Origin of the sequence: Moraxella oculi, from assembly GCF_023336735.1 — a bacterium.
Classification (GTDB): Bacteria; Pseudomonadota; Gammaproteobacteria; order Pseudomonadales; family Moraxellaceae; genus Moraxella; species Moraxella oculi.
Genome location: NZ_JAMBAQ010000001.1, coordinates 181613 through 208480, shown reverse-complemented (window position 1 = coordinate 208480; position 26868 = coordinate 181613). Strand labels below are relative to the sequence as shown.

General features: G+C 42.7%; 25 protein-coding genes. 14 read left to right on the top strand and 11 right to left on the bottom strand.

Annotation, left to right across the window (positions count from 1 at the left end):
* Positions 1 to 249: 249 nt before the first annotated feature.
* A complete protein-coding gene (gene trmA / locus M2R47_RS00975) occupies positions 250 to 1371 on the top strand; it encodes a tRNA (uridine(54)-C5)-methyltransferase TrmA (protein WP_249097652.1) in 1122 nt (373 codons plus the stop codon).
* On the opposite strand, the gene M2R47_RS00970 is transcribed toward trmA, so the two are convergent.
* Complete coding sequence (locus M2R47_RS00970) at positions 1372 to 2031, bottom strand: 3'-5' exonuclease (protein ID WP_249097650.1); 660 nt, start codon at positions 2029 to 2031, stop codon at positions 1372 to 1374.
* A gap of 147 nt (positions 2032 to 2178) precedes the next feature.
* Here M2R47_RS00970 and prfA point away from each other — a divergent pair, with 147 nt between their 5' ends.
* The 6 genes from prfA (at position 2179) to M2R47_RS00940 (ending at position 8705) form a co-directional block, all read left to right on the top strand.
* The gene (gene prfA / locus M2R47_RS00965) at positions 2179 to 3258 is read left to right on the top strand and encodes a peptide chain release factor 1 (protein ID WP_249097648.1); all 1080 of its coding nucleotides are present in this window, start codon (positions 2179 to 2181) and stop codon (positions 3256 to 3258) included.
* 199 nt (positions 3259 to 3457) lie between these two features.
* Positions 3458 to 4978 carry a lysine--tRNA ligase gene (gene lysS, locus M2R47_RS00960; RefSeq protein WP_249097645.1) on the top strand — a complete coding sequence of 507 codons (1521 nt, stop codon included), beginning with the start codon at positions 3458 to 3460 and terminating at the stop codon, positions 4976 to 4978.
* Positions 4979 to 5080: 102 nt separating this feature from the next.
* Positions 5081 to 5293 (top strand): hypothetical protein, encoded by a 213-nt coding sequence (locus M2R47_RS00955; protein WP_249097642.1) that lies wholly within the window; start codon positions 5081 to 5083, stop codon positions 5291 to 5293.
* A gap of 161 nt (positions 5294 to 5454) precedes the next feature.
* The gene (gene dnaX / locus M2R47_RS00950; RefSeq protein WP_249097640.1) at positions 5455 to 7458 is read left to right on the top strand and encodes a DNA polymerase III subunit gamma/tau; all 2004 of its coding nucleotides are present in this window, start codon (positions 5455 to 5457) and stop codon (positions 7456 to 7458) included.
* Positions 7459 to 7591: 133 nt separating this feature from the next.
* Positions 7592 to 8464: a LysR family transcriptional regulator gene (locus M2R47_RS00945; protein WP_249097638.1), complete on the top strand. Its 873-nt coding sequence runs from the start codon at positions 7592 to 7594 to the stop codon at positions 8462 to 8464.
* Between the two features lie 79 nt (positions 8465 to 8543).
* The gene (locus M2R47_RS00940; RefSeq protein ID WP_249097637.1) at positions 8544 to 8705 is read left to right on the top strand and encodes a hypothetical protein; all 162 of its coding nucleotides are present in this window, start codon (positions 8544 to 8546) and stop codon (positions 8703 to 8705) included.
* Between the two features lie 48 nt (positions 8706 to 8753).
* On the opposite strand, the gene accC is transcribed toward M2R47_RS00940, so the two are convergent.
* The 8 genes from accC to M2R47_RS09565 form a co-directional block, all read right to left on the bottom strand.
* Positions 8754 to 10097 (bottom strand): acetyl-CoA carboxylase biotin carboxylase subunit, encoded by a 1344-nt coding sequence (gene accC / locus M2R47_RS00935; protein WP_249097635.1) that lies wholly within the window; start codon positions 10095 to 10097, stop codon positions 8754 to 8756.
* Positions 10098 to 10112: 15 nt separating this feature from the next.
* The gene (gene accB / locus M2R47_RS00930; RefSeq protein ID WP_249097632.1) at positions 10113 to 10535 is read right to left on the bottom strand and encodes an acetyl-CoA carboxylase biotin carboxyl carrier protein; all 423 of its coding nucleotides are present in this window, start codon (positions 10533 to 10535) and stop codon (positions 10113 to 10115) included.
* Between the two features lie 302 nt (positions 10536 to 10837).
* Positions 10838 to 11434 (bottom strand): LOG family protein, encoded by a 597-nt coding sequence (locus M2R47_RS00925; protein WP_249097629.1) that lies wholly within the window; start codon positions 11432 to 11434, stop codon positions 10838 to 10840.
* A gap of 55 nt (positions 11435 to 11489) precedes the next feature.
* Positions 11490 to 12401, bottom strand: a complete 912-nt coding sequence (locus M2R47_RS00920) for a DMT family transporter (protein ID WP_249097627.1) — start codon at positions 12399 to 12401, stop codon at positions 11490 to 11492.
* A gap of 161 nt (positions 12402 to 12562) precedes the next feature.
* Positions 12563 to 13699, bottom strand: a complete 1137-nt coding sequence (secF, locus tag M2R47_RS00915; protein ID WP_249097624.1) for a protein translocase subunit SecF — start codon at positions 13697 to 13699, stop codon at positions 12563 to 12565.
* 9 nt (positions 13700 to 13708) lie between these two features.
* On the bottom strand, positions 13709 to 15586 hold the full coding sequence (secD, locus tag M2R47_RS00910; RefSeq protein ID WP_249097622.1) for a protein translocase subunit SecD: 1878 nt from the start codon (positions 15584 to 15586) through the stop codon (positions 13709 to 13711).
* Positions 15587 to 15704: 118 nt separating this feature from the next.
* Positions 15705 to 16034 (bottom strand): preprotein translocase subunit YajC, encoded by a 330-nt coding sequence (gene yajC, locus M2R47_RS00905; protein ID WP_249097785.1) that lies wholly within the window; start codon positions 16032 to 16034, stop codon positions 15705 to 15707.
* A gap of 233 nt (positions 16035 to 16267) precedes the next feature.
* Positions 16268 to 16396 (bottom strand): hypothetical protein, encoded by a 129-nt coding sequence (locus M2R47_RS09565; RefSeq protein WP_335341968.1) that lies wholly within the window; start codon positions 16394 to 16396, stop codon positions 16268 to 16270.
* A 31-nt stretch (positions 16397 to 16427) separates the two neighbouring features.
* Here M2R47_RS09565 and M2R47_RS00900 point away from each other — a divergent pair, with 31 nt between their 5' ends.
* From M2R47_RS00900 to M2R47_RS00890, 3 genes are all read left to right on the top strand, one after another.
* Entirely contained in the window at positions 16428 to 17408 is a 981-nt protein-coding gene (locus tag M2R47_RS00900; protein WP_335341967.1) for a CNNM domain-containing protein, read from the top strand.
* A 257-nt stretch (positions 17409 to 17665) separates the two neighbouring features.
* On the top strand, positions 17666 to 18208 hold the full coding sequence (locus tag M2R47_RS00895; RefSeq protein WP_249097620.1) for a hypothetical protein: 543 nt from the start codon (positions 17666 to 17668) through the stop codon (positions 18206 to 18208).
* Positions 18209 to 18425: 217 nt separating this feature from the next.
* Positions 18426 to 21209 (top strand): LysM peptidoglycan-binding domain-containing protein, encoded by a 2784-nt coding sequence (locus tag M2R47_RS00890; RefSeq protein WP_249097618.1) that lies wholly within the window; start codon positions 18426 to 18428, stop codon positions 21207 to 21209.
* Between the two features lie 59 nt (positions 21210 to 21268).
* Here M2R47_RS00890 and M2R47_RS00885 read toward each other — a convergent pair whose 3' ends face one another.
* The gene (locus M2R47_RS00885; RefSeq protein ID WP_249097616.1) at positions 21269 to 22030 is read right to left on the bottom strand and encodes a Nif3-like dinuclear metal center hexameric protein; all 762 of its coding nucleotides are present in this window, start codon (positions 22028 to 22030) and stop codon (positions 21269 to 21271) included.
* Positions 22031 to 22261: 231 nt separating this feature from the next.
* Here M2R47_RS00885 and M2R47_RS00880 point away from each other — a divergent pair, with 231 nt between their 5' ends.
* Positions 22262 to 23446 (top strand): S1C family serine protease, encoded by a 1185-nt coding sequence (locus tag M2R47_RS00880; protein ID WP_249097614.1) that lies wholly within the window; start codon positions 22262 to 22264, stop codon positions 23444 to 23446.
* A 3-nt stretch (positions 23447 to 23449) separates the two neighbouring features.
* On the opposite strand, the gene M2R47_RS00875 is transcribed toward M2R47_RS00880, so the two are convergent.
* A complete protein-coding gene (locus tag M2R47_RS00875) occupies positions 23450 to 24862 on the bottom strand; it encodes an L-serine ammonia-lyase (protein ID WP_249097612.1) in 1413 nt (470 codons plus the stop codon).
* A 213-nt stretch (positions 24863 to 25075) separates the two neighbouring features.
* On the opposite strand from M2R47_RS00875, the gene M2R47_RS00870 reads away from it, so the two are divergent.
* From M2R47_RS00870 to bfr (M2R47_RS00860), 3 genes are all read left to right on the top strand, one after another.
* Positions 25076 to 25318 (top strand): (2Fe-2S)-binding protein, encoded by a 243-nt coding sequence (locus M2R47_RS00870; protein WP_418001165.1) that lies wholly within the window; start codon positions 25076 to 25078, stop codon positions 25316 to 25318.
* A gap of 391 nt (positions 25319 to 25709) precedes the next feature.
* Positions 25710 to 26204, top strand: coding sequence for a bacterioferritin (gene bfr, locus M2R47_RS00865; protein ID WP_249097610.1), 495 nt, complete (start codon positions 25710 to 25712; stop codon positions 26202 to 26204).
* Positions 26205 to 26232: 28 nt separating this feature from the next.
* The gene (gene bfr, locus M2R47_RS00860) at positions 26233 to 26706 is read left to right on the top strand and encodes a bacterioferritin (RefSeq protein ID WP_249097606.1); all 474 of its coding nucleotides are present in this window, start codon (positions 26233 to 26235) and stop codon (positions 26704 to 26706) included.
* Positions 26707 to 26868: the final 162 nt, after the last annotated feature.

The window sequence follows — 26868 nt, the reverse complement described above, 5'->3', positions numbered from 1 at the left end:
ACCAATCATTTTAAGACAGCCTCATCAAAATCCCCCTAAGGACAATAGTTTTTAGGGGGATTTTTATATCTCCATTTGGAGCTGATTTGAACTTATTATTTAACATAATCCATGTTATAGAACAAAACCAAAAAACACTCGTATAAAACATAAACCATCTGTTATAATAACTCTCATCTTAACATTCAATCAACCATCAACTTATTCACCATGATGAGTTGATTTTTATCATCTATGGTAAACAAAAAAATGACCGCACCCATCATGAACGACAACACTTATCAAGCACAGCTTGCAAATAAAGTTGCACGCATTCAAAAACAATTTGCCTGTTTTGAGCCACCAATGCTTGAAATTCATCAATCACCAATAAGCCATTTTCGTATGCGTGCTGAATTTCGTATTTGGCACAGTGATGATGACATGTTTTATGCGATGTTTGAGCGTGATGAGGCAGGCAAAAAGACCGTGATTCGCCTTGATGAATTTCCAATCGCCACTCGGCAGATTAACGAATTGATGTCCGTGCTTTTGACTGAATTAAAGGCGAATGCTGTGCTATCGGAGCGAATTTTTGAAATTCATTTTTTAAATACCTTAAAAGGAGACATGCTTGTCTCACTCATTTATCATAAAAAACTGGATCAAACATGGCAGGATTTGGCAGGGGCTTTGGCAGATCGCTTAGGCATAAAAATCATCGGTCGCAGCCGTGGCCAAAAGATTGTCATCTCTGATGATTTTGTGATTGAGCAGATGACGGTGGAGGTTCAAGGTGGCAAGCAGACATTTTATTATCAGCAAATTGAAGGGGGATTTAGCCAGCCAAATGCCCAAGTTTGTCAGGCCATGCTAAATTTTGCTTGTGATGTGGCTGATAGCATTGCTAACAAACAGGATTTGTTAGAGCTTTATTGTGGTAACGGCAATTTCACTTTGCCTTTGTCTGGATATTTTAAGAAAGTATTGGCAACCGAGTTGTCAAAATCGTCAGTCAATGCTGCCAGGTGGGCAATCACACATAACGGCATCAGCAACATTGATATTGCAAGGCTGTCTGCTGAGGATTTTGGTCAAGCACACAAAGGCGTGCGTGAGTTCAGGCGACTGCTGGAAGCAGGCATTGATATGAATGATTATGCGTTCAATACGGTTTTTGTTGATCCACCTAGGGCAGGTGTTGATGACCAAACTTTGAAAATTTTACAAGACTTTGACAACATCATTTATATTTCTTGCAACCCTGACACGCTGTTTGACAATTTACTTACACTAACACAAACGCATGATATCAGACGCATGGCCTTGTTTGATCAATTTCCTTATACGCATCACATCGAAAGTGGCGTTTGGCTGTCTCGGCGTATGTGATCATATGCTCATTGATTGAAGTAGTGCAGTTTTTAATGCCATATCAATGTCTATGGTTAATAACCATTGCTTATATTGATCCGGTATGGCATCGAAAGCTTTACCCTTATGTTTGCCAAAAGGCATTTTTGTGGGCAGAGAGCTTAAAAACAATGCCTCAAAATCAGCAGCACCAATCCTTTGATTAAGAGCAGTCAGTACCTTATGGGTGAATAGTACATCATGGTATGCTCCGTGTGCGTTATTTTGGTAATTGAATTGATCATCAGGATAAAAATGTATCAATAATGCACCAAGACTAAATTTGGACAATTCACCAAAATATTTCCTTGCCAGATTACAGGTGCAAATTGGTTTGATGCGTGATAAATCCACGCCTGCATTTTGTAGCACGCCCATATCATAACGAATGTTATGACCAATCAAATAATCAATCTTAGGCAGTCTAAAAGTCGTATGTGGTGGAGCATCTTTGACATCATTGTCATGAATGCCAGTAACTCGACTTGCACCAGATTCAATGGGCTTTAAAGGATTGAATCTTTGACTAAATGACGATCCTGTTGCCATAAAATTCGTCTCAATCTCAATCCATGCAATCTCTGTGGCATGCGGCGCACTCAAGCCTGTTGTCTCTGTATCTAGGATGATTGCTTTCATTATTTTTCCTGATGTTTTTTAATGTCAAAATGATAAAAAATCAAAACCAGCGGTCTAAAATTTATGCCTAATTATATCAAAAATTAATGCAAAACTTATCATTTTATGGCAAAATAACCGATTTACAGACAGTCATTGAATAAAAAAATGAAAGAATCTCTACGCCTTCGCTTAGATCAAATGTCCGACCGCTTTGAGGAGGTTACCGCACTCCTATCAGACCCTGAGACCATTTCTGATGGCAAAAAATTTCGCGCCCTTTCTATGGAACATAGCGAGTTAAGCGAAATTACTGACGCTTGGCGAGATCTGTTGCAAGCTGAAAGCGACCTTGATACCGCCAATGAACTGCTATCCGACCCTGAAATGAAAGAGATGGCGGCAGATGAAGTTGATGATGCAAAAGCTAGGATTGCCACCTTGAATGAGAAGCTTAATGTACTCATGCTTCCAAAAGATCCGAATGACAAGGCAACGGCGTTTTTGGAAATCCGTGCAGGCACAGGTGGCGATGAAGCAGCCATTTTTAGCGGTGATTTATTTCGCATGTATCAAAAATATGCACAATCACAAGGCTGGCAAGTAGAAGTGCTATCCGCCAATGAGGGCGAACATGGTGGATATAAGGAAATTATCAGCCGTGTGTCAGGCGTGGGTGTTTATGGTCGTTTAAAATTTGAAAGCGGTGCTCATCGTGTCCAGCGAGTCCCAGCGACTGAATCTCAAGGACGAGTTCATACCTCGGCATGCACTGTTGCCATCATGCCAGAAGTAGAAATTGATGATACGGTTGAGATTAACCCTGCCGACCTACGGATCGACACTTATCGTTCAAGTGGGGCAGGTGGTCAGCATGTCAATACCACTGACTCTGCCGTGCGAATCACGCATATCCCAACAGGTGTGGTGGCTGAATGCCAACAAGAACGCTCACAGCACGCCAACAAAGACAAAGCGATGAAAATGCTTGTCGCTAAAATTCAACAAGCCAAGGTCCAAGCCCAAATTGACCAAGCGAGTGATATGAGACGCAACTTGGTGGGTTCTGGCGACCGTTCGGAACGCATTCGTACTTATAATTTTCCACAAGGACGTATGACCGACCATCGCATCAATCTCACCTTGTATAAGCTAGATGCCATCATGGAGGGGGATTTGAGTGAGCTTTTAGATGGTTTATTAAGAGAGCATCAAGCAGATTTGATGGCAAGTATTGGTGGGGAATGATATTGTTTTGTTTTAAGGGTAATTATTTTTAACTTAATTACACAAAAATTACCCCAGAATGAGCAACACCTATGGTAGTCAAACAACATTGATTGAACAAGTGGCATAAAAATCAATCAAATAGGTAGTATCGTAGCCCATGCCCCAAACTTACTGAATTTTATGATATTTTTTCTAATATAAAGTTAAGGTTCTCATTATGTCAAACCAACCCCAAAACTCTGAAAATAAAATCAGCGAAAACGATTTGATCGCAGGGCGACTTGCCAAATTAAAAGAGCTGGAAAATAAAGCCAAAACACATGGCAAAACCGCTTATCCAAATACTTTTAAGCGTAAGGATTATGCTCAAGATTTGCAAACCCAATTTGAAGGTATGGACAAGCAAGCCATTGAAAATGGCGAGAAAGTCCATGCTTTTGTCGCAGGGCGAGTCATGCTCAATCGTGGTTCGTTCATCGTCATTCAGGACATGACTGGACGCATTCAACTTTATGTGGATAGAAAAGGGCTGGACGCCGATACTTTAGATCTCATCAAGTCCTTAGATTTGGGCGACATTGTTGCAGGTGGTGGTTATATTGGTCGTTCTGGCAAGGGCGATTTGTATGTTCATTTGGAAAGTTTTGAATTACTGACCAAATCACTGCGCCCTTTGCCTGATAAATTTCATGGCTTGAGTGATACAGAGGTTAAATATCGCCAGCGTTATTTGGATTTGATGGTGAATGAAGACACGCGTAAAACTTTTGAGATTCGCTCAAAAGTGGTTGCTGGCATTCGTGAGTATTTGGCGAATGAGCGTTTTATGGAAGTGGAAACGCCAATGATGCACATCATTCCAGGGGGTGCGTCTGCTCGTCCATTCATAACCCATCATAACGCATTGGACATGGAGTTATACCTGCGTATTGCCCCTGAACTTTATTTAAAACGCTTGGTTGTTGGTGGATTTGAACGAGTTTTTGAAATTAACCGCAACTTTAGAAATGAAGGTGTTTCTACTCGACACAATCCTGAATTTACGATGATTGAGTTTTATCAAGCGTATGCTGATTATAAAGATTTGATGCAACTGACCGAAAACATGCTTGAAAAACTGGCAATCGACATTTTGGGAACGACTGATGTGCCTTATGGAGATGAAACATTTAGCTTTAAAGCACCATTTGCTAAAATTCCAATGAGCGAGGCCATTTTAAAATACAATCCGAATCTGACTTTGGAAAATATTAATGACCGTGAGTTTTTGGCGGATTTCGTCAAAAATACGCTAAAAGAAGAAGTTAAACCATCGTTTGGCTTGGGTAAATTACAAACCATCGTGTTTGAAGAGACGGTAGAAATAAAGTTACGCCAGCCAACTTTTATCACCGAGTACCCAGCCGAAACCTCTCCATTGGCTCGCCGTAATGATGACAACCCACACATTACCGACCGTTTTGAATTCTTTATTGGTGGACGAGAATTGGCAAACGGTTTTTCAGAATTAAACGACCCCATCGATCAAGCCGAACGATTTAGACAGCAAGTTGCCGAAAAAGATGCTGGTGATGATGAGGCGATGCATTATGATGCCGACTTTATCGAAGCATTGGAATATGGCTTGCCGCCAACCGCTGGTGAAGGCATTGGTATTGATCGTCTCGTCATGCTATTTGCCAACGCACCAAGCATTCGTGATGTGATTTTATTTCCACATATGCGACACAAAGCGTAGTGTTGGCATGAAGGCAGTGGCATCACTGCCTTTTTTAATGCCTGCCTTTTTTAAAAATTAGTAACTATCAATCGACATCAAAATCATTCGTTAGGAGCAGTCATGTGCATCGTTACTTTGGCGTGGCAGGTGTGCAATCAAATACTGCTGTTTTTAATCTTTAATCATGATGAGCTGCATGACAGACCAAGCACAACACTTGGCAAAGACTGCCTGATACAGGTGTGGGTGAGCATGGGAGATCGTGTTATCATTCATATGTGTTCAAAGCCATCACTATGGCACTTACTTATCAAATGTCTTGATGATGAGTGATGAGGAGCTGATTTGGCATAAAAAACTTAAATTGGCAAAAATGCCGGACGATTATTGACAGTTAGATATGGCATAAAATCACGATAAATTCAATTTTTATTCTTATGGATTTTAAGTTACAATATGACTTTTGACCATTATTTAAAAAAAGTGTTTGATCGATGCCACAGTACCAAGTTCTAGCCAGAAAATACCGACCAAAAAACTTTAGCCAACTTCTTGGGCAAAGTCATGTATGGCATGCACTTTCCAACGCAGTTGAGACAGGGCGACTGCATCATGCCTATTTATTCACAGGTACCAGAGGGGTGGGTAAGACGACCATTGCACGCATTTTGGCCAAATGTCTGAATTGTGAGACAGGCATCACAAGTAAGCCTTGTGGGCAATGCGATGCCTGCATGAATATTGATGATGGGCGATTCATTGATTTGATTGAGATTGATGCTGCCAGCCGCACCAAGGTTGAAGACACCAGAGATCTTTTGGAAAATGTTCCTTATGCCCCCACTCAAGGTCGCTATAAAGTTTATTTGATTGATGAAGTGCATATGCTTTCTACGCATTCGTTCAATGCACTCTTAAAAACTTTGGAAGAGCCACCTGAGCATGTTAAATTTATTCTAGCAACCACCGATCCCCAAAAAATACCCATCACCATCGTATCTCGATGTTTGCAGTTTGTACTGCGTCCGCTATCCCAAGAGCAGCTGCATGCACATCTTAGTCACATTCTTAGTCAAGAACACATTGATCATACTGATAGAGCGGTGTGGCAACTTGCCGAATCTGCCAAAGGTTCGGTGCGTGACGCATTGTCCTTGACGGATCAGGCGATTGCTTTTGGTGGTGGTGCCATCAGTGATGATGGTGTCAATCAGATGCTGGGATTGGTGGGCAGTCTGGATATCTTGTCTTTGATTGATGACATTTATGTAGGCAATACCGCTCATGTGGCCAATCACATCACACGATTAAGACAGCAAATGGCAGATGCTGTGGCAGTACTAGATAGGCTGGTCAATGCGTTGCATGAGCTTGCAATCATACAGTACTTGCCATTGCCCATGGATAAAAATGACGAGCAAAAGCTGGCATTCGAAAAATTAGCACAAAAAATCCCTGCTGAAGTCTTGCAATTGTATTATGAGATTGCCATCAAAACTAGAGACGGCGTGCGTTTGGCAAACACCCCCATGCAAGCTCTTGAAATGGGCATTCTAAGACTGCTGGCTTTTCGACCTTTAACTGATGAAGAATCTGTTCATCTGACACACTCCCCATCTCATGAAGCAACGCAAAAACACGATCCTGAAAGTCAAATCGATGCTAGCATGGTGCAAGATCATCACCAGTCCACCAATACCCCTGTCAAGGAGGACATTCTAGAAGATGAAGAATGTCTAAATCACCCGCATGATGAAGCAGTCTTGCGAATCCATGACAATGATTCCGTCGCTGATATTAGCCATGATGGGAGGCAAAATATCCTACCCAAAGAGGGTATGAGCACACCAAATGATGACTTAAATGATGATGTGTTGTATGATGAGACGACCAAGCCAAGCATCGCCATTGATGAAGGTAAAGAGCATCTGAACGCTGATTTGATCAAGGAGGATCAAGATTTAAAGGTGCAACAATCGATGCCTGTTATTAAAGAAAATCAAAACTCCCTCTCATCAGAAAGTCCAAAATCCATTTTGCAAGCCCAACTGCTTGCACCGCCCATCAAACTTGAAGGTGAATGGAATGCTCAAAAATGGGATTACTGGCTGTCGGTGGCTCGTCATGATGGCTTGTTTGATAATGATGAATTGGCGTTGCTAAATCACAGTCAGATGGTAGGAAGCATGAATGGCATCAGCACACTATGCGTAGACAGTCATAATGCCCAAGTGACTACCAGTTTTAATTCCGCCAAAGCTAAGATTTGTGAGCGTTTGCCAAAAATGACGCTGGTTGATGAATTGCCGATACTAACAGATGAACAAAGAAGCACCACTCCTTACATACGGCAGCAGGAGCGTGAAGCTGCGGTGATTATCAATGCCAAACATCAGATCATTGAAAGTCCTGTCGTACAACAACTCTGGCAACAAGGCTATATCATTGATGATGGCAGGCCAATTTTATCAAGCATAAAATTAACGCTTGATTCATAAAATTCATACAAAAACTTAATCTCTACCCATTTGGCATAAAATGAAAAAAATGAACCTGCTTAATGGGTAAGCATGTCTGATGACAAACACTAATTTGGTGGGATAGACGATTGGATAAAGGTAACGGTGTGTTATGTTAGAAAAATTGCGAGGCATGGCGGTATTTGCCAGCGTTGTGCGTCATGGTTCATTTGGTGCGGCTGCCAGAGAGTTGGGCATTACGACCAGTGCGGTCAGTCAGCAAATACGCTCACTTGAAGAGGATTTGGATGTGGTATTATTGTACCGTTCTACTCGCAAGTTGAGTTTGAGTGAAGCAGGAGAGGGTCTGTACCACGCCGCCTTACAGATGGTGAAATCTGCAGAAGAAGGGCGAGAGAATATCAATCAATTAAAAGCCAAAATGACTGGCATGCTTAGAATCGCCACATCAACAGAGATTGCTCACGGATTTGTGATCCCTGCATTAAGTCGATGGCTGGCAGAGCATGAAAAACTATCACTCAGCATCATCTCTTGTACGGATACGCCAAACGCCATTGACAATCGCATTGATTTGACAATCGTGCTAGAAAATCATTCACGAGGTATTAGCCTGACTAAGATTGGGCAAATATTGCTGGCGTCGCCAGATTATTTGAAGCAACATCAAGCCATCAGCACGCCCAAAGATCTTTTTACTCATGCTTTCATTGCAGATGGTGAACAAGCGAGCAAAAACCTAGAATTTCAACAAGATGGTAAAAAATTCAGCATTCGTATGAATTCACGACTCATCACTGACAGCCAGCAGATTGCATTGTCTTTGGCGTCATCAGGCCATGGCATTGTCAAAGCAAATGAACTTAATGCCAAATCCTACATTGATGATGGCAAACTCATTCCCATACTTGCTGATTATGCGTTGCCGAGCTTAACCTTAAATGCCATTAGCAGCACCAATGAACAGTTACCAACCAAAACCAAAAAATGCTTAGAGGTTCTTATGGCGTATTTTAACCAATAGTTCTTAAAAAAATGATGAAAAGTACCCATACAAGCCATTGATCATAACAAAATCATCCAAATCATCATGCCGTGACACAATGCAGAAAAAACATCACCCTGCCAACATTCGTGCTAAGCGCCTAGTAAAACAAGCCATTCGTCAAAGACATGCGATTGCCAGACAGCAGCGTCAGTCATGGCGTTTCATCTGGCTTAAACACCAAAAAAATCGTCAATCTGACAAAGATATTTGGTCATAAAAAACACAAAGGAATACTCCTTTGTGTTTGACAAATGATGGCAATTAATCATTTTGCTTTTAGTAAGTGATTTTCTAGATAATGAATGTTTTGTGCTTCTTGGACAAAATCAGCATCTTGTAAAATCACATCACGATGTAAGGCAATGTTGGTTTTGATGCCTTCAATCACCAGTTCATCAAGTGCATGCAACATTTTAGCGACTGCTTGATGACGAGTTTGTGCATGACAGATGAGCTTGCCAATCATTGAATCGTAATAACTTGGAATGGCATATCCTTGATACAAATGACTGTCAAAACGCACGCCTGCACCACTTGGAATGAAAAGACCGTCAATTTTTCCAGGGCAGGGCATAAAAGTTTTTGGATCTTCGGCATTGATACGACATTCTATGGCATGTCCGCGAATGGTAATTTCGTCTTGGCGATAAGACAGACCATATCCAGCAGCGATTTTTAGTTGCTCAGAAATAATATCTATGCCTGTAATCATTTCTGTGACAGGATGCTCTACCTGCACCCGAGTATTCATCTCAATAAAAAAGAATTGACCATCTTCATACAAAAATTCAAAAGTTCCTGCACCACGATACTTGATTTGTTCGCACGCACGCACGCACGCATCTAGGATTGGCTGTCTGATGTCATCTGGAATACCTGGAGCAGGAGCTTCCTCCAGCACTTTTTGATGACGACGCTGTAATGAACAATCACGGTCAAATAAATGTAGGGCATTCCCATTGCCATCGCCCAGCACTTGTATTTCAACATGGCGTGGATTTTTTAAGAAGCGTTCCATATAAACCGTGTCATCACCAAAGGCACTTTCAGCTTCTGCTTTGGCTGCTTGTACTTGGTTAATCAACTCTTCAAATCGCTCCACCACACGCATGCCACGACCACCGCCACCAGCCGCTGCTTTAACAATCAGCGGAAAGCCAATGGCTTTAGCTTGTTCTTCAGCATTATGCAAAGTGATGGCACCGACAGAGCCTGGCACGGTAGGTACGCCTGCTTTTTTCATGGCGTTAATGGCAGAAACCTTATTGCCCATCAAGCGAATATGATCGGCATGTGGACCAACAAAGGTCAGTCCAGCTTCTTCAACTTTCTCGGCAAAGTCAGCATTCTCAGACAAAAAACCATAACCAGGATGTATGGCATCTGCACCTGTAACCTCAGCGGCAGATAGTATGGCATTGGTATTGAGATAGCTTTGAGATGAGGGAGCATCACCAATACAAACCGCTTCATCAACAAAACGCAAGTGCATCAAATCTTTATCCGCCGTAGAGTACACACCTACGGTTTGTATGCCCAACTGTTTACAGGCTCGCACAATGCGTAATGCAATCTCACCACGATTGGCAATCAGAAGTTTTTTAATCATGATAAACTTCCCAAATTAAGCCTTATAGCGAATGACTGGCTGACCAAACTGCACCACTTCAGCATTATTGACCAATATTTCTTCAATGATGCCAGACTGCGTGGCTTCCAAAGGATTCATGATTTTCATGGCTTCGATGATGCCAAGTTGATCACCCGCTTGTACTTTTTGACCGACTTTAACGAATGGCGGATCATTTGGGCTGGGAGCTGAATAAAACACACCAACCATTGGCGAAGTTTCAACTTTACCACTTGGAGTCTTTTGAGCAGGGGCTTCAGCAACAGGGGCAGAGGCGACAATTGGTGTGGGAGAAATGGCATGGACAGCCACATTGCGAGTAAGATTGACAAATTTGTCATCATGACCATACTCTAAGCTGACTAAGTCTTTTTCTTCCATTAAATCAATCAGTTCGCGGATTTTTTTGATGTCCATAGCACCACCTTTTTTAACTCAAATGAAGGAATGAATAACACTCATTTATTGTAACAAATTTTTTCAAGAATACCTAGCAAAAGCTTAGAAAGAGCGTTGTTCGGTTAAAAACTCAAAAAATACGCCAAAAAACGCATTTTTTTAGACAAATATAGTGTACATTCGTTTTTTTTTATTGCAAGTGTTTTTTGTATTATTTTTTATAATTTATTAAAAAATGGCTGTGTTGTCGTTATTTCCAGTGAGTTTAAGCATACTAAAGGTCGGTTATTTGGTGTTGTGGCAACACTAAGTCATTAGTTTTATGCGTCAAGCCAAGCAGGGCGTATCCATTTTTGTGCATCAATAAATTGAAATTGACGCATTTTCTGAATCAAATCATTAGGATGATCAGACACGCAGATGAAATCCATGGTTGCTTGTGGCATGAATCCTTCATCAATGCACTGTTGTAGACTTGCCAAAAAATTGTCGAAAAATCCATTGGTATTTAAAATGCCGATTGGCTTTTCATGCTGGCGAAGCTGCATGAGTGATAACACTTCATAAAGCTCTTCAAATGTGCCAATGCCGCCTGCCATGGCAATGAATCCATCTGCCAGCTCAATCATTTTATACTTGCGTGTTGCCATGTCTGAGGTTTCGATGAGCGTGGTCAATCCGAAATGAGCAACTTCTTTTTGTTTTAAAAATGTAGGTATGACACCTATGGCAGTGCCGCCATGTTCTAGCACGCTGTCAGCAACCGCACCCATCAGCCCAACATTACCGCCACCGTAAACAAGACTGATGTTTAGCTTGGCAAGTGTTTCGCCCATCAGTTTGGCAGCATGATAATAATTGGGGGTGTTGCCAAAATTTGAGCCGCAGTATACGGCGATTGCGTTTAGGGTGTTCATTTGTCTAGTCTCGTTCACGGATTTGAGTTATTTTAAAAAATCTTAATAAGCAATGTCAATGCCTGTTTTTTCTAAGCCACCGCCAAGGCTGCACCGTCCCCAACCCCATACCAATAAGTCCCAGTGCCATGACTGCATTTAATGTCTCGCCCAAAAGTGGCACGGCAATGATGGCGGCAATGAATGGGGCTAATGATGATAAGCCTCCTGCCATGAATGCACCCAGTCTGACCACCGCCATGGCATAAGTAATGGTTGCGACAATCATCACCAAAACACCATGAAACAACCCCTGAATCATCAAATGTACCAAGCTGGCATTGGGTGATGAAAAACCGATGAACTGCGTATAAATTGGCAAATAAATCATCGCAGACCACATCACCGTCCCACATAGTGTCTGCCAAGGTGTCAGTTGCCAGTGTTTGATTAAAATGCCAAATCCAGACCAACAAAACGCACATGCCAAAAAAATCACATCACCAAGATTGAATGTATAAGCCCCCATCAAAATCATGCCAGTCATCATCAGTACAGTCAAAATGATTATCCATAAAGAAATCTTAGTATCCGCATCAGGACGACTGCCAAAAAACAGCCAAATCAGTAGGGCGGTTGCAACAGGAATCATGCCATTTAAAAACACCGCACCATGCACAACGGGTGCTAATGCAAATCCTGTATAGACCAAGCAACTATAGCCAACGCCGCCAACCATTGCAAGTAATATGATGCGTAAGCTGAACAAAAAACGCCAGTCTTTTTTTCTCCACAATAACGGTAACAAAATCAAGGCGGCAAAACCAAAGCGCATGGCCATCACATCCCAAATCGCCACCTGCCACTGCACCGTTACTCTGGATAATAAACTAAAACTTCCCCACACACACATGGTGAACAGAACCAATAGATAGCCTTGTACTGTTGGGGAAAGACGCTGAAAAAATTGATTGATTGGGTGTATCATAGGATCATCATGACCAAATAATATGAATGTTGATGGCGTATCACATCATGCCACAATCCTGAAAGTTAAAAAAGTCAAGAACAGTAATGTCAATACATTCATCACGCATAATAAAAAAGACATCTCCATTATGACATGAAGATGTCTTGTATCATACTGACTTAGTCTTTGGCGTTTTGAATCTCAGGATCAGCAAATACCACCACCTCTTCTGTAAACTCAGGCTTGACTTGAACCACAAAGTCTTCTCTTGACAGCCCCAAGCGTAAAGGTATTGAGCTTGCGATGTACATTGATGAATAAGTACCTGCAATCGTACCGATAAATTGGGCCAGTGCAAACCAGTACAGGCTCTCACCACCTAAGAATAATAGTGCAATCACCACCACAAAGACCGTACCCGATGTCATGATGGTGCGTCGCAAAGTCTCAGTCAAGGACAAATCCACCACCTGATAAGGGGTCAGGCCACGCACACGACGAAAGTTCTCACGGATACGGTCATAGACCACGATGGTGTCATTCACCGAATAACCAATTAAGGCAAGTACAGCCGCTAAGACAGTCAAGTCAAAAGGCCAGCCAAAAATGGCAAACAGCCCACATACGACAATCACATCATGAAACAGTGCAATTACCGCACCAAGTGCCAATTTAAACTGGAAACGGATTGACACATAAATCATCATGATCGCCAATGCCAAACCAAGTGCCAATATGGCATCCAGATATATTTCTTGACCAACTTGGCTGCCGATGATGCTGATATTATCCACGCTGGCAGGATTGGCGCTTAGATTTAAAGCATTTGTCAGCTCTTGGCTTAGTCCTTCTGGATCTTTCGTATCTTGAGGGGGTAGTCGGATAAGCAGTTCGCTACGCGTACCAAGATATTGCACGACAGCATCATCAAAGCCTTTTTCTGATAAAGCAGAGACAACTTGGGCTTGTTCAACAGGCTGCTCATAATGAACGCCTGCTGACACACCGCCAGTAAAATCAAGACCAAGATTCAGCCCTTTAACCGCAATGGCAACAATGCTGGCAATCACCAAAATGATGGAAAATGCCATCATGGGCAGCTCAAGCTTCATAAAAGGCAAAATGCGACGATTGCCAATGAGCTTTGCTCCACCTGCTTTTTCGGTAGCTTCATCAGTACGAATGATGTCTTTATCGCCAAGTGCCTGCTCATTGGCTCGTGCATTATTGCCTTTACCATCACGGCGAGGTCCACGACGACGACGATTCTCTTTGTCATTTAATGACTGTTCGATCGGATTATTTTCATCAGTCATCACAGCCTCCTAACCAATGCTTATTTTTGTTAAGTTTTTACGATAGCCATACCAAAGTTGCATGAGGGCACGAGTAACAATGATGGCGGTAAACAGCGAAGTAACAATACCGATGGCAAGTGTTACCGCAAAGCCTTTGATTGGGCCTGTGCCAACAGCAAATAAAATGAACGCCACCAGCAAAGTTGTGATGTTACCATCAAAAATGGAACTAAATGCACGATCAAAACCAGCCACAATCGCAGATTTGGGTCTTGAACCAGCATCTATCTCTTCCCGGATACGCTCAAAAATTAACACATTGGCATCCACTGCCATGCCCATGGTTAGGACAATCCCCGCAATGCCAGGCAGAGTTAAAGATGAGCCTAAAATAGACATGATGGCTGCAAGCATGACGATGTTTAGGGCAAGTGCAATGTTGGCAATCACACCACAGGCACGATAAAAAACAATCATCCATAAAAATACCAGCAGATAACCAATCTGTGATGCCATTACACCCTTGTCAATATTATCCTGACCAAGTGATGGACCGATGGTTCGTTCTTCAACAAAATACATCGGTGCCGCCAAAGCCCCTGAGCGAAGCAACAGAGCAAGCTCATCTGCCTCAGCGATTGAATCTAAGCCTGTGATGACAAATGATGACCTTAAGACGGCATTGATGTTGGCGCGATTAATGACACGGGTTTCAGCATATGGTGTACGCACTTCCTTGGTTTCGCCTGTTTCAGCATCTGTTTCATAGCTGATGCGTTGCTTATTTTCAATAAACAGTACGGCCATCTGTTTGCCAACACTTGTGCGAGTCGCATTTTGCATAAGACGACCGCCTGCGGCATCCAGATTGATGGCGACTTGTGGGCGACCATTCTCATCAAGACCTGCTTGAGCGCCTTGAACCTTTTCGCCTGTTACAATGGCTTGGCGATTTAATAAAATCGGTGGACCATTTAGGTCGCCAAAAGGGTAGGCCTCTGTACCAGCAGGGGCAATGCCACCAGTAAAGCCATCAGCATCATCACTTACCATGCGAAATTCAAGGTTGGCGGTACGCCCAAGCACTCTTTTAGCTTCAGCAGTATCCTGCACGCCAGGTAACTCAACAACAATGCGATTATCGCCTTGGGATTGGACCAGTGCTTCTGCCACGCCCAGTTCGTTGATACGATTACGCAAAGTTGTTAAGTTTTGACCGACAGCGTACTGCTTAATCTCATTAAGCTTTGCCTCTGTATAGGTCATCTCCAGTGCAGCACCTTCAACATCTGCCAAAGGACGCATAACAAAATCATTCATCATGCTTGATTGCAAGATGGTTTGGGCGCGGCGACGAGTATCATCACCGTCAAAAATAAGCATCATGCCATGATCAGTAATGCGTAAGCTTTTCATGGCGATTTTTTCAGTACGCAAGCTACGGCGAACATCTTGGCTGGCGGTCGATAGTCTTTGCTCTAAGGCTTTTGCCATATCCACTTCAAGAACAAATCGCACACCACCACGCAAATCAAGACCTAGCTTCATTGGCTTAGCACCGATATTTCTTAGCCATTCAGGTGTGGTTTGAGCCAAGTTTAATGCCACGACATAATTGTCGCCAAGCTCACGACGAAGTACTTCTTGAGCTTTTAATTGATCTTCAGCGGTTTTTAGGCGTACCAAAGCACTGTTATTGGCAAAGCTGCCATCATGATGCGACAGTCCTGCTTGATCCAGCAGAGCCTCTGATTGTGTTAAGACATCTTCGGTCATTTGTACCCCAGCTGATGCCCCTGTGATCTGTACCGCAGGTTCGTCTGGATAGAGATTAGGTAGGGCATACAAGCCAGAGATGACCAACACCACAGCGATGAGTATGTATTTCCAGGCAGGGTATTGCATAGGTTATTCTTATGGTTGGGCACAAAACTGGCATCAAAAACTTGCCATGCAAATGCCAGCTTTTGATGTTTGTGCAAAAATAAAAAAACAAACCTACCAAAGTAGGTTTGATGGTTCATTAAATATGATCAATCGTACCAGTAGGCAAAACGCTGATGACGCTTGTACGCTGGATTTTGATTGAGTTTGTTGGATTTAGGGCAACTGTGGCATACTCTCCATCAATCTTAGTGATTTTTCCCATTAAGCCGCCAGCGAACAGCACTTCATTGCCAACCGCCAAACCATCTACCATGGCACGGTGTTGTTTTCTTTGCTTTGATTGTGGACGAATGACTAAAAAGTAAAAGATTGCAAAAATGGCAATCATCGGCAAGATTTGCAAAAACGCATTTGGCTGTGCCACAGCAGCATTATTGGCGTGTGCACTTGAAATGAATAACTCCAACATAAAAAACTCCTTCTAAGTTTAAAAACGCATGCCAAAGGCAAAAATAACGCATATCATACCATAAAATTACGCCGAACCGCCATGCAATTTCATTTTTAACAAGCATGTTTTTTATGTTTGGTGAGTAAATCTCACATTGAATGCTTGCAGTATTGATTATTTTGCCTTAATATAGCAAGTCCTTCATTGATGATTTTATCTTATATGTTCCGCCACCGAACAAAATTCATTCAGATTATTACTTTTTTTTGGTTGTTTTTGTTTTCTGCTTCTGCTTTAGCCAGCAACGCACCGCCAACAGCAACCAATATTGCCTTACTGATTTTTTTCATCTCTTTATCGTTAGTTTTCTCTTTCATTTGTTCGGTGTCAGAAGCTACCTTGTTGACAATGACTCCTTCTTATGTAGACACTCTCAAAGAAGACGATCCAAAAGCAGCGATGTTGCTAGAAGATGTTAAGATCAATAACATTGAAAAATCCATCTCGTCCATTTTGACACTCAACACCATCGCCCACACGCTAGGCTCACTGGGCGCAGGAGCACAAGCGACGATTGTCTTTGGTAGTGCGTGGTTTGGGGTATTTAGTGCGGTGATGACGCTGGTAATTTTGATTGGTACAGAAATCATTCCAAAAACACTTGGCACCACTTATTGGCGACGCTTTGCCATGCCTGTTGCATACTATGTGCGATTCATCAATATTGCACTCATGCCAATTGTTTGGGTTGCTGAAAAAATCTCTCGCCTGCTAACTCGGGGCAATACCCAAGCTACTTTTAGTCGTCATGAATTCATCGCACTTGCCAATCAAGGTGAGAGCTTAGGTCAGATGAGTGAGCTTGAAACACGCATCATCAAAAATTCTCTGGCACTTAGCATGATTAATGTTGAAGACATCGTAACACCTCGTTCGGTGATGATGGCTTTTGATGAAAAGATGACAGTAGGCGATGTGTTTGCTAATTTGCCCAAATTGCCGTTTTCTCGCTTTCCAATTTTTGATGAAGACTTGGATCATGCGACAGGCTTCGTATTAAAATCTGACTTATTGATTGCTAAGGCAAATCAAGAAATTCACATACCGCTGAGCAAATTTCGCCGAGAAATCCCTTTTGTATTCGCCAAAATGAAGTTGTTTGACTTGCTTGATATGATGCTAAAACAGCGCATTCACATTGCCCTGGCAGTGGGTGAGTTTGGTGAAGTCAAGGGGCTGGTCAGCTTAGAAGATGTGCTTGAAACCTTGCTTGGTTTGGAGATTGTTGATGAGTTTGACCGTGTTGATGACATGCAAGCACTGGCTAGGCAATTGATGGATCGACGCATGAATCGCATTGGTGCCAAACTAGAACAGATAGAGTCTTAAACATCTTACTTGTCATCAGCGGTTCAATCTAAAAAACAGACCAAAAGACCGATAAAGAATGGCATTAAGCAACGGTGAGGGGGGTACATGATTTGCCCAAAACTGCAACGATTTGTTACATTTAGCCACGATTGTTTAAATTTGCTTTGTTATGCTAATTTCATGAACGGTGTGCGTACTTAATATCATCAGTGCCTGCGACAAATTTAAGACAACCTAGCATCAGCTAGGCGTTGGATTAACAAAGGACGACCATAATGATTCAAAAAAATACCAACAACCTCATTAAAAAAACCCTTCTGGCAAGTACTCTGGCAACAACCATTGGTGTGCTTAGCAAATTGACTGCCAGACGGTGGGTGTACCCCATGGCATCGGCTTTGTCCTTGGCATGTGTTGCCATGCCTGCCCATGCCATCAGTGAGTCATCTGTACAAAATTATGCAGCTGCCATGAAAAAAGCCGCGAATGGTCAAAACATCGGTCAAGTTTCTCGACTGATTGCTGATGATGCCATCATTAAGATGACCAGAAATGGCAACTCTGCCGATCTGAGTAAAAACGCCTACTTGCAATATCTACAAAAGAATTGGGGTAAAGCAAAAGATTACCGCTATGACATTCAAATCAGTGATGTCGTTATTGTGGGCAATCAAGCAAGAGCTCAAGTCAGCACAACAGAGACCTGGTATCAAGACAGCAGACCTGTCAAGCTTATAACCATCTCAAAGGTTACTTTGGCCGATTCTGACAACAACACGGTCTTGTTGCGTTCATCAGCACAGGTAAGCATTAATTGATGGATGCCATCAACGATTTTAATCAACTGTTTGTCATCGGTTGTGTTCTTTTGATAGCGACATGACCGATGGCTTTTTAAGCGAATCGACATTTTTGGTTGATAATCCTTAAAAAATCATGCATTATAAGCCATCATTCATGCCATCATGACCCACTCATCTGTCTCGGTCATGAATTTATTTTTTTATTTTTAATGAGTACATAAAAGGTTTTATCATGCCACATTCATCTCCCACCATCAATGATACAATAAATACTAAATGGCACTCAACAAACACTGCCAATCTTAAACTGATGAAACCTCTTGCCTTGGCAATGTCGGCATATTTTTTAGCTGCGTGTAGTACGACAAGCACCACGCCTACTTTGACACCGACCACAACCAACCTGCCCAATACACATACGACAAACACACAGCCAACACTCCCAGCTACTCAGTCTTTTAATGCGAATGCTGGCTATGCTGGCGTTTTGGACGAAGCGGTGCTTGATGAATTAGAAAGCTTATTACAAGCAACCGACATGAGTATGGTGGAAGGCGATGCCTTAACCGTTCAACGCTATGGCGATTTATGGGACAGAATTCGTCGTGGTTATCGCATGGGCGATACTTATAATGCACGCATCGAAGCACAAAAATCTTGGTTTTATAGTCGCCAAAGTTATCTTGATCGCCTAACCGCTCGTGCTTCTCGCTATTTGCACCACACAGTAACGGAAGCCGAAAGAAGAGGCATTCCCACGGAGCTTGCCTTATTGCCCATCATTGAAAGCTCTTACGACCCATCAGCAACTTCAAACGCCGCCGCCGCTGGTCTTTGGCAATTCATTCCAAGCACAGGGCGTATTTATGGCTTAAATCAAAGCGTCAACTATGACGGTCGCCGTGATGTCATTGAGTCAACTAGGGCTGCTTATGATTTTTTGACCAGTCTTTATAATCAATTCGGCTCTTGGGAACTGGCTTTGGCAGCATACAATGCAGGTCCAGGTCGCATTTCTCGTGCCATCAAGGCAAATCAGGCAGCAGGACTACCGACCGATTATTGGTCCCTAAAATTACCTGCTGAAACGATGAACTATGTACCCAGATTCATTGCTGTGTCGCAAATCGTTGCTTCACCATCAATCTATGGTGTCAGATTGCCACCGATTGCCAATCACTCACATTTTAGAACGGTGCCTGTCAATTATGGAGTGAGTCTTCAAGAGGTGTCTGCCATCACAGGTGTGCCTTTTGATGAATTGCGTCTTTTAAATCCTGCATTGACCAATTTTGTTGTTGATGTTGCTGGTCCAAATCGCATCGTCATTCCTGACAGCCTAAGCACATCAATCGATAAAAAAATCTCTGCCATCACAGGTCATGGATATGCTAGTGATTCTATCGCAACAGCACCAGCACAGACCACGCAATATGTATTGCCAAAAACAGGCACTCAGACAAACACCAGCTCACAAAGAGAGTTGATGCAGTCCAACACATTACCAACGACAATCGCACAGATCACGCCATACAATACCGTCGTGCAAGAACCTGCCATCACACAAGAAGAGCGTAACTTCATCGCCGCTCAAATACAATCAAGCACCAATGAAGCCGTGCAACCAGTCAATCCAAAGGATGGCAATATTCAGCTTGATGCCATACAGACTGCCAGCTCAGTCTTAGAATCTCGTGGACAAACCAAGACTTTAAGTTATTCTGCACCCTCGACACCCAAAAAAGTCAACGCACCCAATACAACAGTCAGCAATCATCAGTCTGACACAAACACAAATGACGCCGCCAAACCGACCACTTCGACGGCCACACCACCCACTCAACCAATTCAATCTAAGCCGTCATCACCCCAAAGAACGACCCAGCGTAAAACAGCACCTGCCGAACGCTACACCGTCAAAGCAGGCGATACTTTGATAGGTATAGCTGCAACAAACAACCTTAGTATCAGTCAGCTGGCAAGCTACAATAACTTAACCACCAATGCCCATGTTCAAGTCGGTCAAAACTTATGGCTCGTCCCCAATAAAATCAAACCAAAAGCTGTGCAAGCTACCACGCCTGCCATCAAAACCATGACGCATAAAGTGCAAGCAGGGGAGAGTCTCAACCTACTGGCTCGTCAATATGAGATGAGCGTACAAGAATTGGCAGCCTTAAATGACCTTGAACCAACACAAGGGTTATTCATCGGTCAAAGTATTAAAGTGCCAGCCAAATCAGAGACTGCCAACTCCAATAAAGCTCCTGTACGCAAGGAGAATACACAGCGTAATCGCAATGATGGTGCATCAAACACCAATGTTTCAAACTATACCGTCAAAGCAGGCGATACTTTGATAGGCATTGCTAATTCTTTGGGGGTTGGCAGTAATGACATTGCCACACTGAACGATTTTTCCAGCAATTTTCGTCTGATTGCAGGGCAGAGCATCAAAGTGCCAGCGACCAAAACCACCGTCAGTCGCAAACTGAATAACCAGCCCATAAAATACACCGTCAAATCAGGTGATAGCCTAACTTCGGTTGCGTCCATACACAACATCAGCATTGACGAACTGGCAGCAGCAAACAATCTTACTCGCACCTCAACTTTAATATTGGGCAAGACGATCACCATTCCTGCTGCCACAAACTCATCGCAACCAACAAAAGAGGTTTCCAAGCCCACTTCCAACAACTCAAACGCTTCAAGCAAAACAGAGAGTTACACCATTCAAAATGGCGACAATTTGACACGACTTGCTAAGAAATATGACATGTCCGTATCTGATCTTGCAAAACTTAACGGACTTGCCGCAAACACTCAACTTCGTCAAGGTCAGAGCATTAAAGTACCAAAGCTGACAACAACTTATCGTGTCAGATCAGGAGACAATCTCATCTCCTTGGCTCGTCGCTATGGCGTGAGTGTTGATGAGCTGGCCAAGATGAATGACATTGACAATAATGCCAGTCTGCGTATCGGTCAAACCCTAACTGTACCCAATCAATAACAACATAAAAAAGCCATACAATAAAGATGGTATGGCTTTTTTTGTTTATGAGATTTTGATTAAGCAGGGTTATCAATGTCTACAAATTGTGCTTTAATGCCAAATTGTTGAGCAATGATCTCACCCAAAGCCTGCACGCCATACCTTTCTGTAGCGTGATGACCTGCAGCAAAATAATCCAACCCAAGTTCTCTGGCACTGTGTGTGGTGCGTTCTGAAATCTCCCCAGAGATGAAAGCATCACAACCCATCTTGGCAGCTTGTTCAATCATGTCTTGAGCACCACCCGAACAAAGACCAATCTTACTCAAAGTCTGCTTGCCACTACAAATATGTAATGCAGAGCGTCCTAATCTCTCCTTAATTTTATTGGCAAAATCATCAGGACTGATGGGTGGGCATGTGGCAATGTTGCCAACAGGATGTTTTTCATGTGGATACAACGCACCAGTGATGTTCAAGTCCAGTGCTTTGGCAAGTAAGGCGTTATTGCCAATCTTAGGGTGAGCATCTAATGGTAGGTGATAAGCGATGAGTGAGATGCCTGACTGCATGAGAGTGCGAATGCGTTTGCCTTTCATGCCAATCAAAGGTGCAGGCTCTCCTTTCCAAAAATAACCATGATGAACCACGATGGCTTGGGCGTGTTGGGCAATCGCAGCATCAATCAATGCCTGACACGCCGTAACACCTGTGATGATTTTGGTGATGGGTGTGTCTGCATCGACTTGTAGCCCATTGGGGCAATAGTCATCAAATTCTTTTGAATTCAGATAGTCATCACAAAACCTTGACAAGTCTTTGGCAGAAATGGCAGTCATGAGTTACTCCACTGTTGATTATTTGCTGATTCATTTCATTTTAGCGATTTTTTGATGATTGTGCAAACTTATATAAAATCATGCAAATTTTGGTAGTGGTTATTCATACTTCATCATAAAATTACTAAAAATACCTTTATCCTAGTAAAATTACCCCAATATTTGTCTTCTATCATATCCTCAATGAACAACCATTTAATGACTGTTTGGGCTATTTTTTAAGGAATTGATATGAATAAACTGACCAAAATCAGCACAAAAAAACAGCAAGGCATCAGCTTTTGGATCATCTTACCTTGGATCATTACCATGATGTTGGTAGCAGTGCTATGCTGGACATTCCTTTATCACACACCCAATAATACAACTCTCACCCCCTCCATGACAGGTCAAAAAACATGGGTGCCACCCACCGCCGATGCCAACAGGCTTTCCACGCCAGCAGTCAGTTCATATAAAGATGCGGTCAGTCATGCCGCCAAATCCGTTGTGAATATTTATACTACCCAGACCATCAAGCATCCTTATATGAACGATCCTGTGCTTAATGAGCTTTTTGAGCGTTACTATGGTCGACAAAACGCACAGCAGGGTGCCAATCTTGGCTCTGGTGTCATCGTTTCAAAAGACGGCTATATCGTAACCAATGCGCATGTCGTCAGTCAAGCTGATGACATCATTGTCGCACTCAATGATGGTAGAAAGACTCATGCTAAAATCATCGGTAGTGATGAAGACAGCGATTTGGCAGTGATTAAGGTGGACTTACACGATCTTGAACCACTGACTTTTCGTAGTCAGCCAATCAATGTTGGCGATGTGGCATTGGCGATTGGCAATCCTTTTGGTGTTGGTCAGACTGTCACACAAGGCATCATCTCAGCAACAGGGCGTACAGGACTTGGCGTAAGTAGCTTTGAAGATTTCATTCAGACAGATGCCGCCATCAACCCTGGTAATTCAGGCGGGGCACTTGTGGACGCTAACGGTGATCTGATCGGCATCAATACCGTCATTTATTCACGCTCTGGTGGCTCTATGGGCATTGGCTTTGCCATTCCAACAAGCATCATTGAACAAGTCATGAACGCACTCATCACACATGGTAAAGTCAGTCGTGGCTGGTTGGGTGTTGGCATTGCACAGATGGCAGACGACCCTGTAAGTTTGGAACCAAGCCAAGGCGTTTTGGTTACGCAGGTATGGAAAAACACGCCTGCCGAACAAGCAGGAATGAAAGCAGGAGACATCATCACCAGTCTTGATGACATGTCGATCAGCAATGCAAATACTCTAACAGGCATCATTGCCAAACACACCCCTAATACTAGACTCAAAGCAGGTATTTTAAGAGACGGCAAGCCACTCACGCTGACGGTAACGCTTGGTGAAAGACCCAGTCGTACTCAAGATTGACAATCAGCATTGACTAAATCCGACCGCCACACCCACGCTGGCTGTCGGAATGCGATTATCCGCATAGATGGCAAGACCACCACGAGCAGTTTCTTTATATTTATCCATCATATCACGCCCTGTTTCTTTCATCGTCAAAATTGCCTTGTCCAAAGACACATGATGAGAGCCATCGCCACGCAGAGCAAGGCGTGCTGCATTAATTGCCTTAATGGCGGCCATTGCATTTCTTTCAATGCAAGGCACTTGTACCAATCCTGCAATCGGATCGCAAGTTAGCCCCAGATTGTGTTCAAGTCCGATTTCAGCAGCGTTAAGACACTGTGCAACACTACCACCCATGACATGAGCCAAGCCAGCTGCTGCCATTGCACAAGCGGAGCCGACCTCACCTTGACAACCAACCTCCGCACCAGAGATGGATGCGTTTTGTTTAATCAAGGCACCTATCGCCCCTGCCACCAACAAAAATTCACGCACGCCTTGATAGCTGAACGAAGAAATGAACCCACGATAATAATGCAACACTGCAGGAATGATGCCAGCAGCACCATTGGTGGGTGCGGTAACTACTTTACCGCCAGCGGCATTTTCTTCATTGACTGCCAGGGCATACAAATCCACCCAATCCATCGCCAAAAGTCCTCCATCAGAAGGCTGACCATATTCTTTAGAAAGCTGGTCGTACAAAGTTTTGGCACGGCGTTTCACATTCAGACCACCAGGTAAAACCCCATCTGTTTGGCAGCCTTGATTGACACAAGCTTGCATCACCTCCCATATTTCGGTCAGATAGCTTCTCACCTCTTCTTCCGATCGGATTGCCGTCTCATTGATGAGCATCAACTCAGCGATATTTAACCCCTTGGCTGCACAGATGGCAGACAGTTCAGAGGCAAAGTTAAAAGGATGGGGGAAATTTTGCTGGTCATCAAATGCTTGCTCTTGATGAATTTCATCATTATCCAGCACAAATCCACCACCCACAGAATAATAAGTCTGACTGACGCACTCACCATCATCAAATAAGGCGGTCAAAGTCATGCCATTAGGATGGTAGGGTAAGGTTACCTCATCATACCAAACAATATCACGATCATGATTAAAATCAATGGCTTGCACACCCGCCAACTGCATGTCGCCATCTTCAAGCACGGGTCGTAGGTAGTCTTGTGTTTTGGTTGTGTCAATGGTGCGTGGCACATGACCCAGCAAGCCTAAAATGATTGCTGTATCTGTCGCATGTCCTTTGCCAGTTGCTGATAATGAGCCATACAAATCAATTCGAACCCTCTTTACATGGCTGATTTTTCCATCAAGCAATGTCAAAAATCGATTTGCTGCCACCATTGGACCCACCGTATGCGAGCTTGATGGCCCAATGCCTATTTTAAATAAGTCAAACACACTGATCATACCCATTCCTTTTTTTAGATTTGACATTTTTTGTATTATGCCATAACTCAACCAAGTTTTCACATCATAAATATGACAACAAAAGCCATACTGACATGTTTTGAGTTTTTTTGTTTTCATCAGGCATGAATAAGAGAAATTCTTAAAAAATATTGAAAATAAGAATTCTTCCTGTTATAGTAGTGCCAAAAAAAAGTATTCATCATCAGGCGAGTGCGACTTGATGGTATGGTGGCAATCATTTGTAGCGGAGAGGAAGCGATGTATGTATGTATCTGTCATGATGTGAAAGATACTCAAATCAAAACAGCCTTACAACAAGGCATCAATGGCATAAAAGGTCTACAAGACAGCCTGTCTGTCGGTACTTGCTGTGGATGTTGCCTACCCATGGTGCAAGACTTGATTGATGAACATCAAGCCAATTTTGTGGCGATTGATGCGATGGCAAGTTAGCCAAATCGATGAATATTGATCATTTTATTGTTACCATATTATTTCTAAAAAATCCATGTAGAATACATACCCATCAGTCATCAGGGTTGGCTTTTTTGTGTCATGAATACCCATCAGGGCGTTTGATGATCGTCACTTATTGACATGAATAATTGCCTTTATTTTTCTAATATAATCAATCAGTTAATATCAGCCGCCGCTACCACCTTCATGATTTTTCGTGACTTTTTTTAATCTAAAAACTTGTTAAATTTAATATCCATTCGCAGATTGCACTCCGTTATCAGTTCACTAATCATACAAAACTTGGCGTGAATTTTGTCATTTTTGTGTTAGTATGCCATCCATTGAATACAGCGTGAAGACACGCATTTTTTGATCAGGAGTTTTCATGAAATCATCTCAAAAAGTCATCGATTATCTAAATTTCCTGTTGGCTGGTGAGCTTGGTGCTCGCGACCAATATTTTATCCATTCACAAATGTATGCTGAATGGGAGCTTGGTAAGTTGCATGATCGCATCTATCACGAGATGGAAGATGAGACACTGCACGCACGACTCATCATCAATCGCATCATCATGCTAGGTGGCACGCCAAACATGCAAGTTGCTGAAATCAACATCGGATCAGATGTCCCATCAATGCTTAAAAGTGATCTTGACTTAGAATATGCAGTACAAGAACACTTAAAGAAAGGGATTGCCCTGTGTGAGAGTGAGCAAGACTATGTGACTCGTGATATGTTGGTCAGCCAATTAGAAGATACCGAAAAAGACCACACACACTGGCTAGAAAAACAGCTACGCTTAATTGACTTGATGGGTTTACCAAACTACCTACAAACTCAGACGGCAGAGCCAACGATGGTCGCCAGCATTCACTGATCATTCATAACACATAGGAAAAATCATCATGAAAGGGGATAAAGAAGTCATTCGTGCATTAAACGCCGTATTGGGTCAGTCTTTGATTGCCATCAACCAGTATTTTTTACATGCGCGCATCGTGAAAAATTGGGGCTTAGGCGAACTCAATGAGGCTTTTTATAAACAGTCCATTCAGGAAATGAAATGGTCTGATGTACTGATTGAACGCATCTTGTTTTTAGAGGGTCTGCCAAACCTACAAGAGCTGGGCAAGCTTTTGATTGGCGAGACTGTTGAAGAGATTTTGGCTTGTGATACAAGACTGGAATGTAAAAAGCACGAAGTGTTGGTCAATGCGATTGCCCTGTGCGAACAAAAACAAGACTTTGTTTCTCGTGAGATACTCACCAAGCTCAAAGATGGCAACGAAGAGCACCATGATTGGCTAGAAACTCAGTTAGAAAAAATCGACAGCATGGGGTCTCAAAACTACATCCAATCACAAACTGGTGATGAATGATTGTCCATTTGACTGCCACAACCGATGAGCAATGATGCTTGTCGGTTTTTTTATTAAAAAAAATGAGTAAATAAGGATAATTCTTATTTACTCACAAAAAATGTGCTATAATATACTGATTTGAAATGATTATTTTATTAGAAAATAGTGAGAATTTTAGTA

What these genes read in the sequence shown, in the direction of transcription:
- accB (WP_249097632.1), bottom strand. Translation starts at nt 10,535, where the DNA reads ATGGACATCAAAAAAATCCGCGAACTGATTGATTTAATGGAAGAAAAA.
- dnaX (WP_249097640.1), top strand. Translation starts at nt 5,455, where the DNA reads ATGCCACAGTACCAAGTTCTAGCCAGAAAATACCGACCAAAAAACTTT.
- M2R47_RS09565 (WP_335341968.1), bottom strand. Translation starts at nt 16,396, where the DNA reads ATGAAAGAGAAAACTAACGATAAAGAGATGAAAAAAATCAGTAAGGCA.
- lysS (WP_249097645.1), top strand. Translation starts at nt 3,458, where the DNA reads ATGTCAAACCAACCCCAAAACTCTGAAAATAAAATCAGCGAAAACGAT.
- bfr (WP_249097610.1), top strand. Translation starts at nt 25,710, where the DNA reads ATGAAATCATCTCAAAAAGTCATCGATTATCTAAATTTCCTGTTGGCT.
- secD (WP_249097622.1), bottom strand. Translation starts at nt 15,586, where the DNA reads ATGCAATACCCTGCCTGGAAATACATACTCATCGCTGTGGTGTTGGTC.
- M2R47_RS00920 (WP_249097627.1), bottom strand. Translation starts at nt 12,401, where the DNA reads ATGATACACCCAATCAATCAATTTTTTCAGCGTCTTTCCCCAACAGTA.
- M2R47_RS00940 (WP_249097637.1), top strand. Translation starts at nt 8,544, where the DNA reads ATGCAGAAAAAACATCACCCTGCCAACATTCGTGCTAAGCGCCTAGTA.
- trmA (WP_249097652.1), top strand. Translation starts at nt 250, where the DNA reads ATGACCGCACCCATCATGAACGACAACACTTATCAAGCACAGCTTGCA.
- M2R47_RS00885 (WP_249097616.1), bottom strand. Translation starts at nt 22,030, where the DNA reads ATGACTGCCATTTCTGCCAAAGACTTGTCAAGGTTTTGTGATGACTAT.
- M2R47_RS00875 (WP_249097612.1), bottom strand. Translation starts at nt 24,862, where the DNA reads ATGATCAGTGTGTTTGACTTATTTAAAATAGGCATTGGGCCATCAAGC.
- M2R47_RS00880 (WP_249097614.1), top strand. Translation starts at nt 22,262, where the DNA reads ATGAATAAACTGACCAAAATCAGCACAAAAAAACAGCAAGGCATCAGC.
- M2R47_RS00895 (WP_249097620.1), top strand. Translation starts at nt 17,666, where the DNA reads ATGATTCAAAAAAATACCAACAACCTCATTAAAAAAACCCTTCTGGCA.
- M2R47_RS00900 (WP_335341967.1), top strand. Translation starts at nt 16,428, where the DNA reads ATGACTCCTTCTTATGTAGACACTCTCAAAGAAGACGATCCAAAAGCA.
- bfr (WP_249097606.1), top strand. Translation starts at nt 26,233, where the DNA reads ATGAAAGGGGATAAAGAAGTCATTCGTGCATTAAACGCCGTATTGGGT.
- M2R47_RS00955 (WP_249097642.1), top strand. Translation starts at nt 5,081, where the DNA reads ATGTGCATCGTTACTTTGGCGTGGCAGGTGTGCAATCAAATACTGCTG.
- accC (WP_249097635.1), bottom strand. Translation starts at nt 10,097, where the DNA reads ATGATTAAAAAACTTCTGATTGCCAATCGTGGTGAGATTGCATTACGC.
- prfA (WP_249097648.1), top strand. Translation starts at nt 2,179, where the DNA reads ATGAAAGAATCTCTACGCCTTCGCTTAGATCAAATGTCCGACCGCTTT.
- M2R47_RS00925 (WP_249097629.1), bottom strand. Translation starts at nt 11,434, where the DNA reads ATGAACACCCTAAACGCAATCGCCGTATACTGCGGCTCAAATTTTGGC.
- secF (WP_249097624.1), bottom strand. Translation starts at nt 13,699, where the DNA reads ATGACTGATGAAAATAATCCGATCGAACAGTCATTAAATGACAAAGAG.
- M2R47_RS00945 (WP_249097638.1), top strand. Translation starts at nt 7,592, where the DNA reads ATGTTAGAAAAATTGCGAGGCATGGCGGTATTTGCCAGCGTTGTGCGT.
- M2R47_RS00890 (WP_249097618.1), top strand. Translation starts at nt 18,426, where the DNA reads ATGCCACATTCATCTCCCACCATCAATGATACAATAAATACTAAATGG.
- M2R47_RS00970 (WP_249097650.1), bottom strand. Translation starts at nt 2,031, where the DNA reads ATGAAAGCAATCATCCTAGATACAGAGACAACAGGCTTGAGTGCGCCG.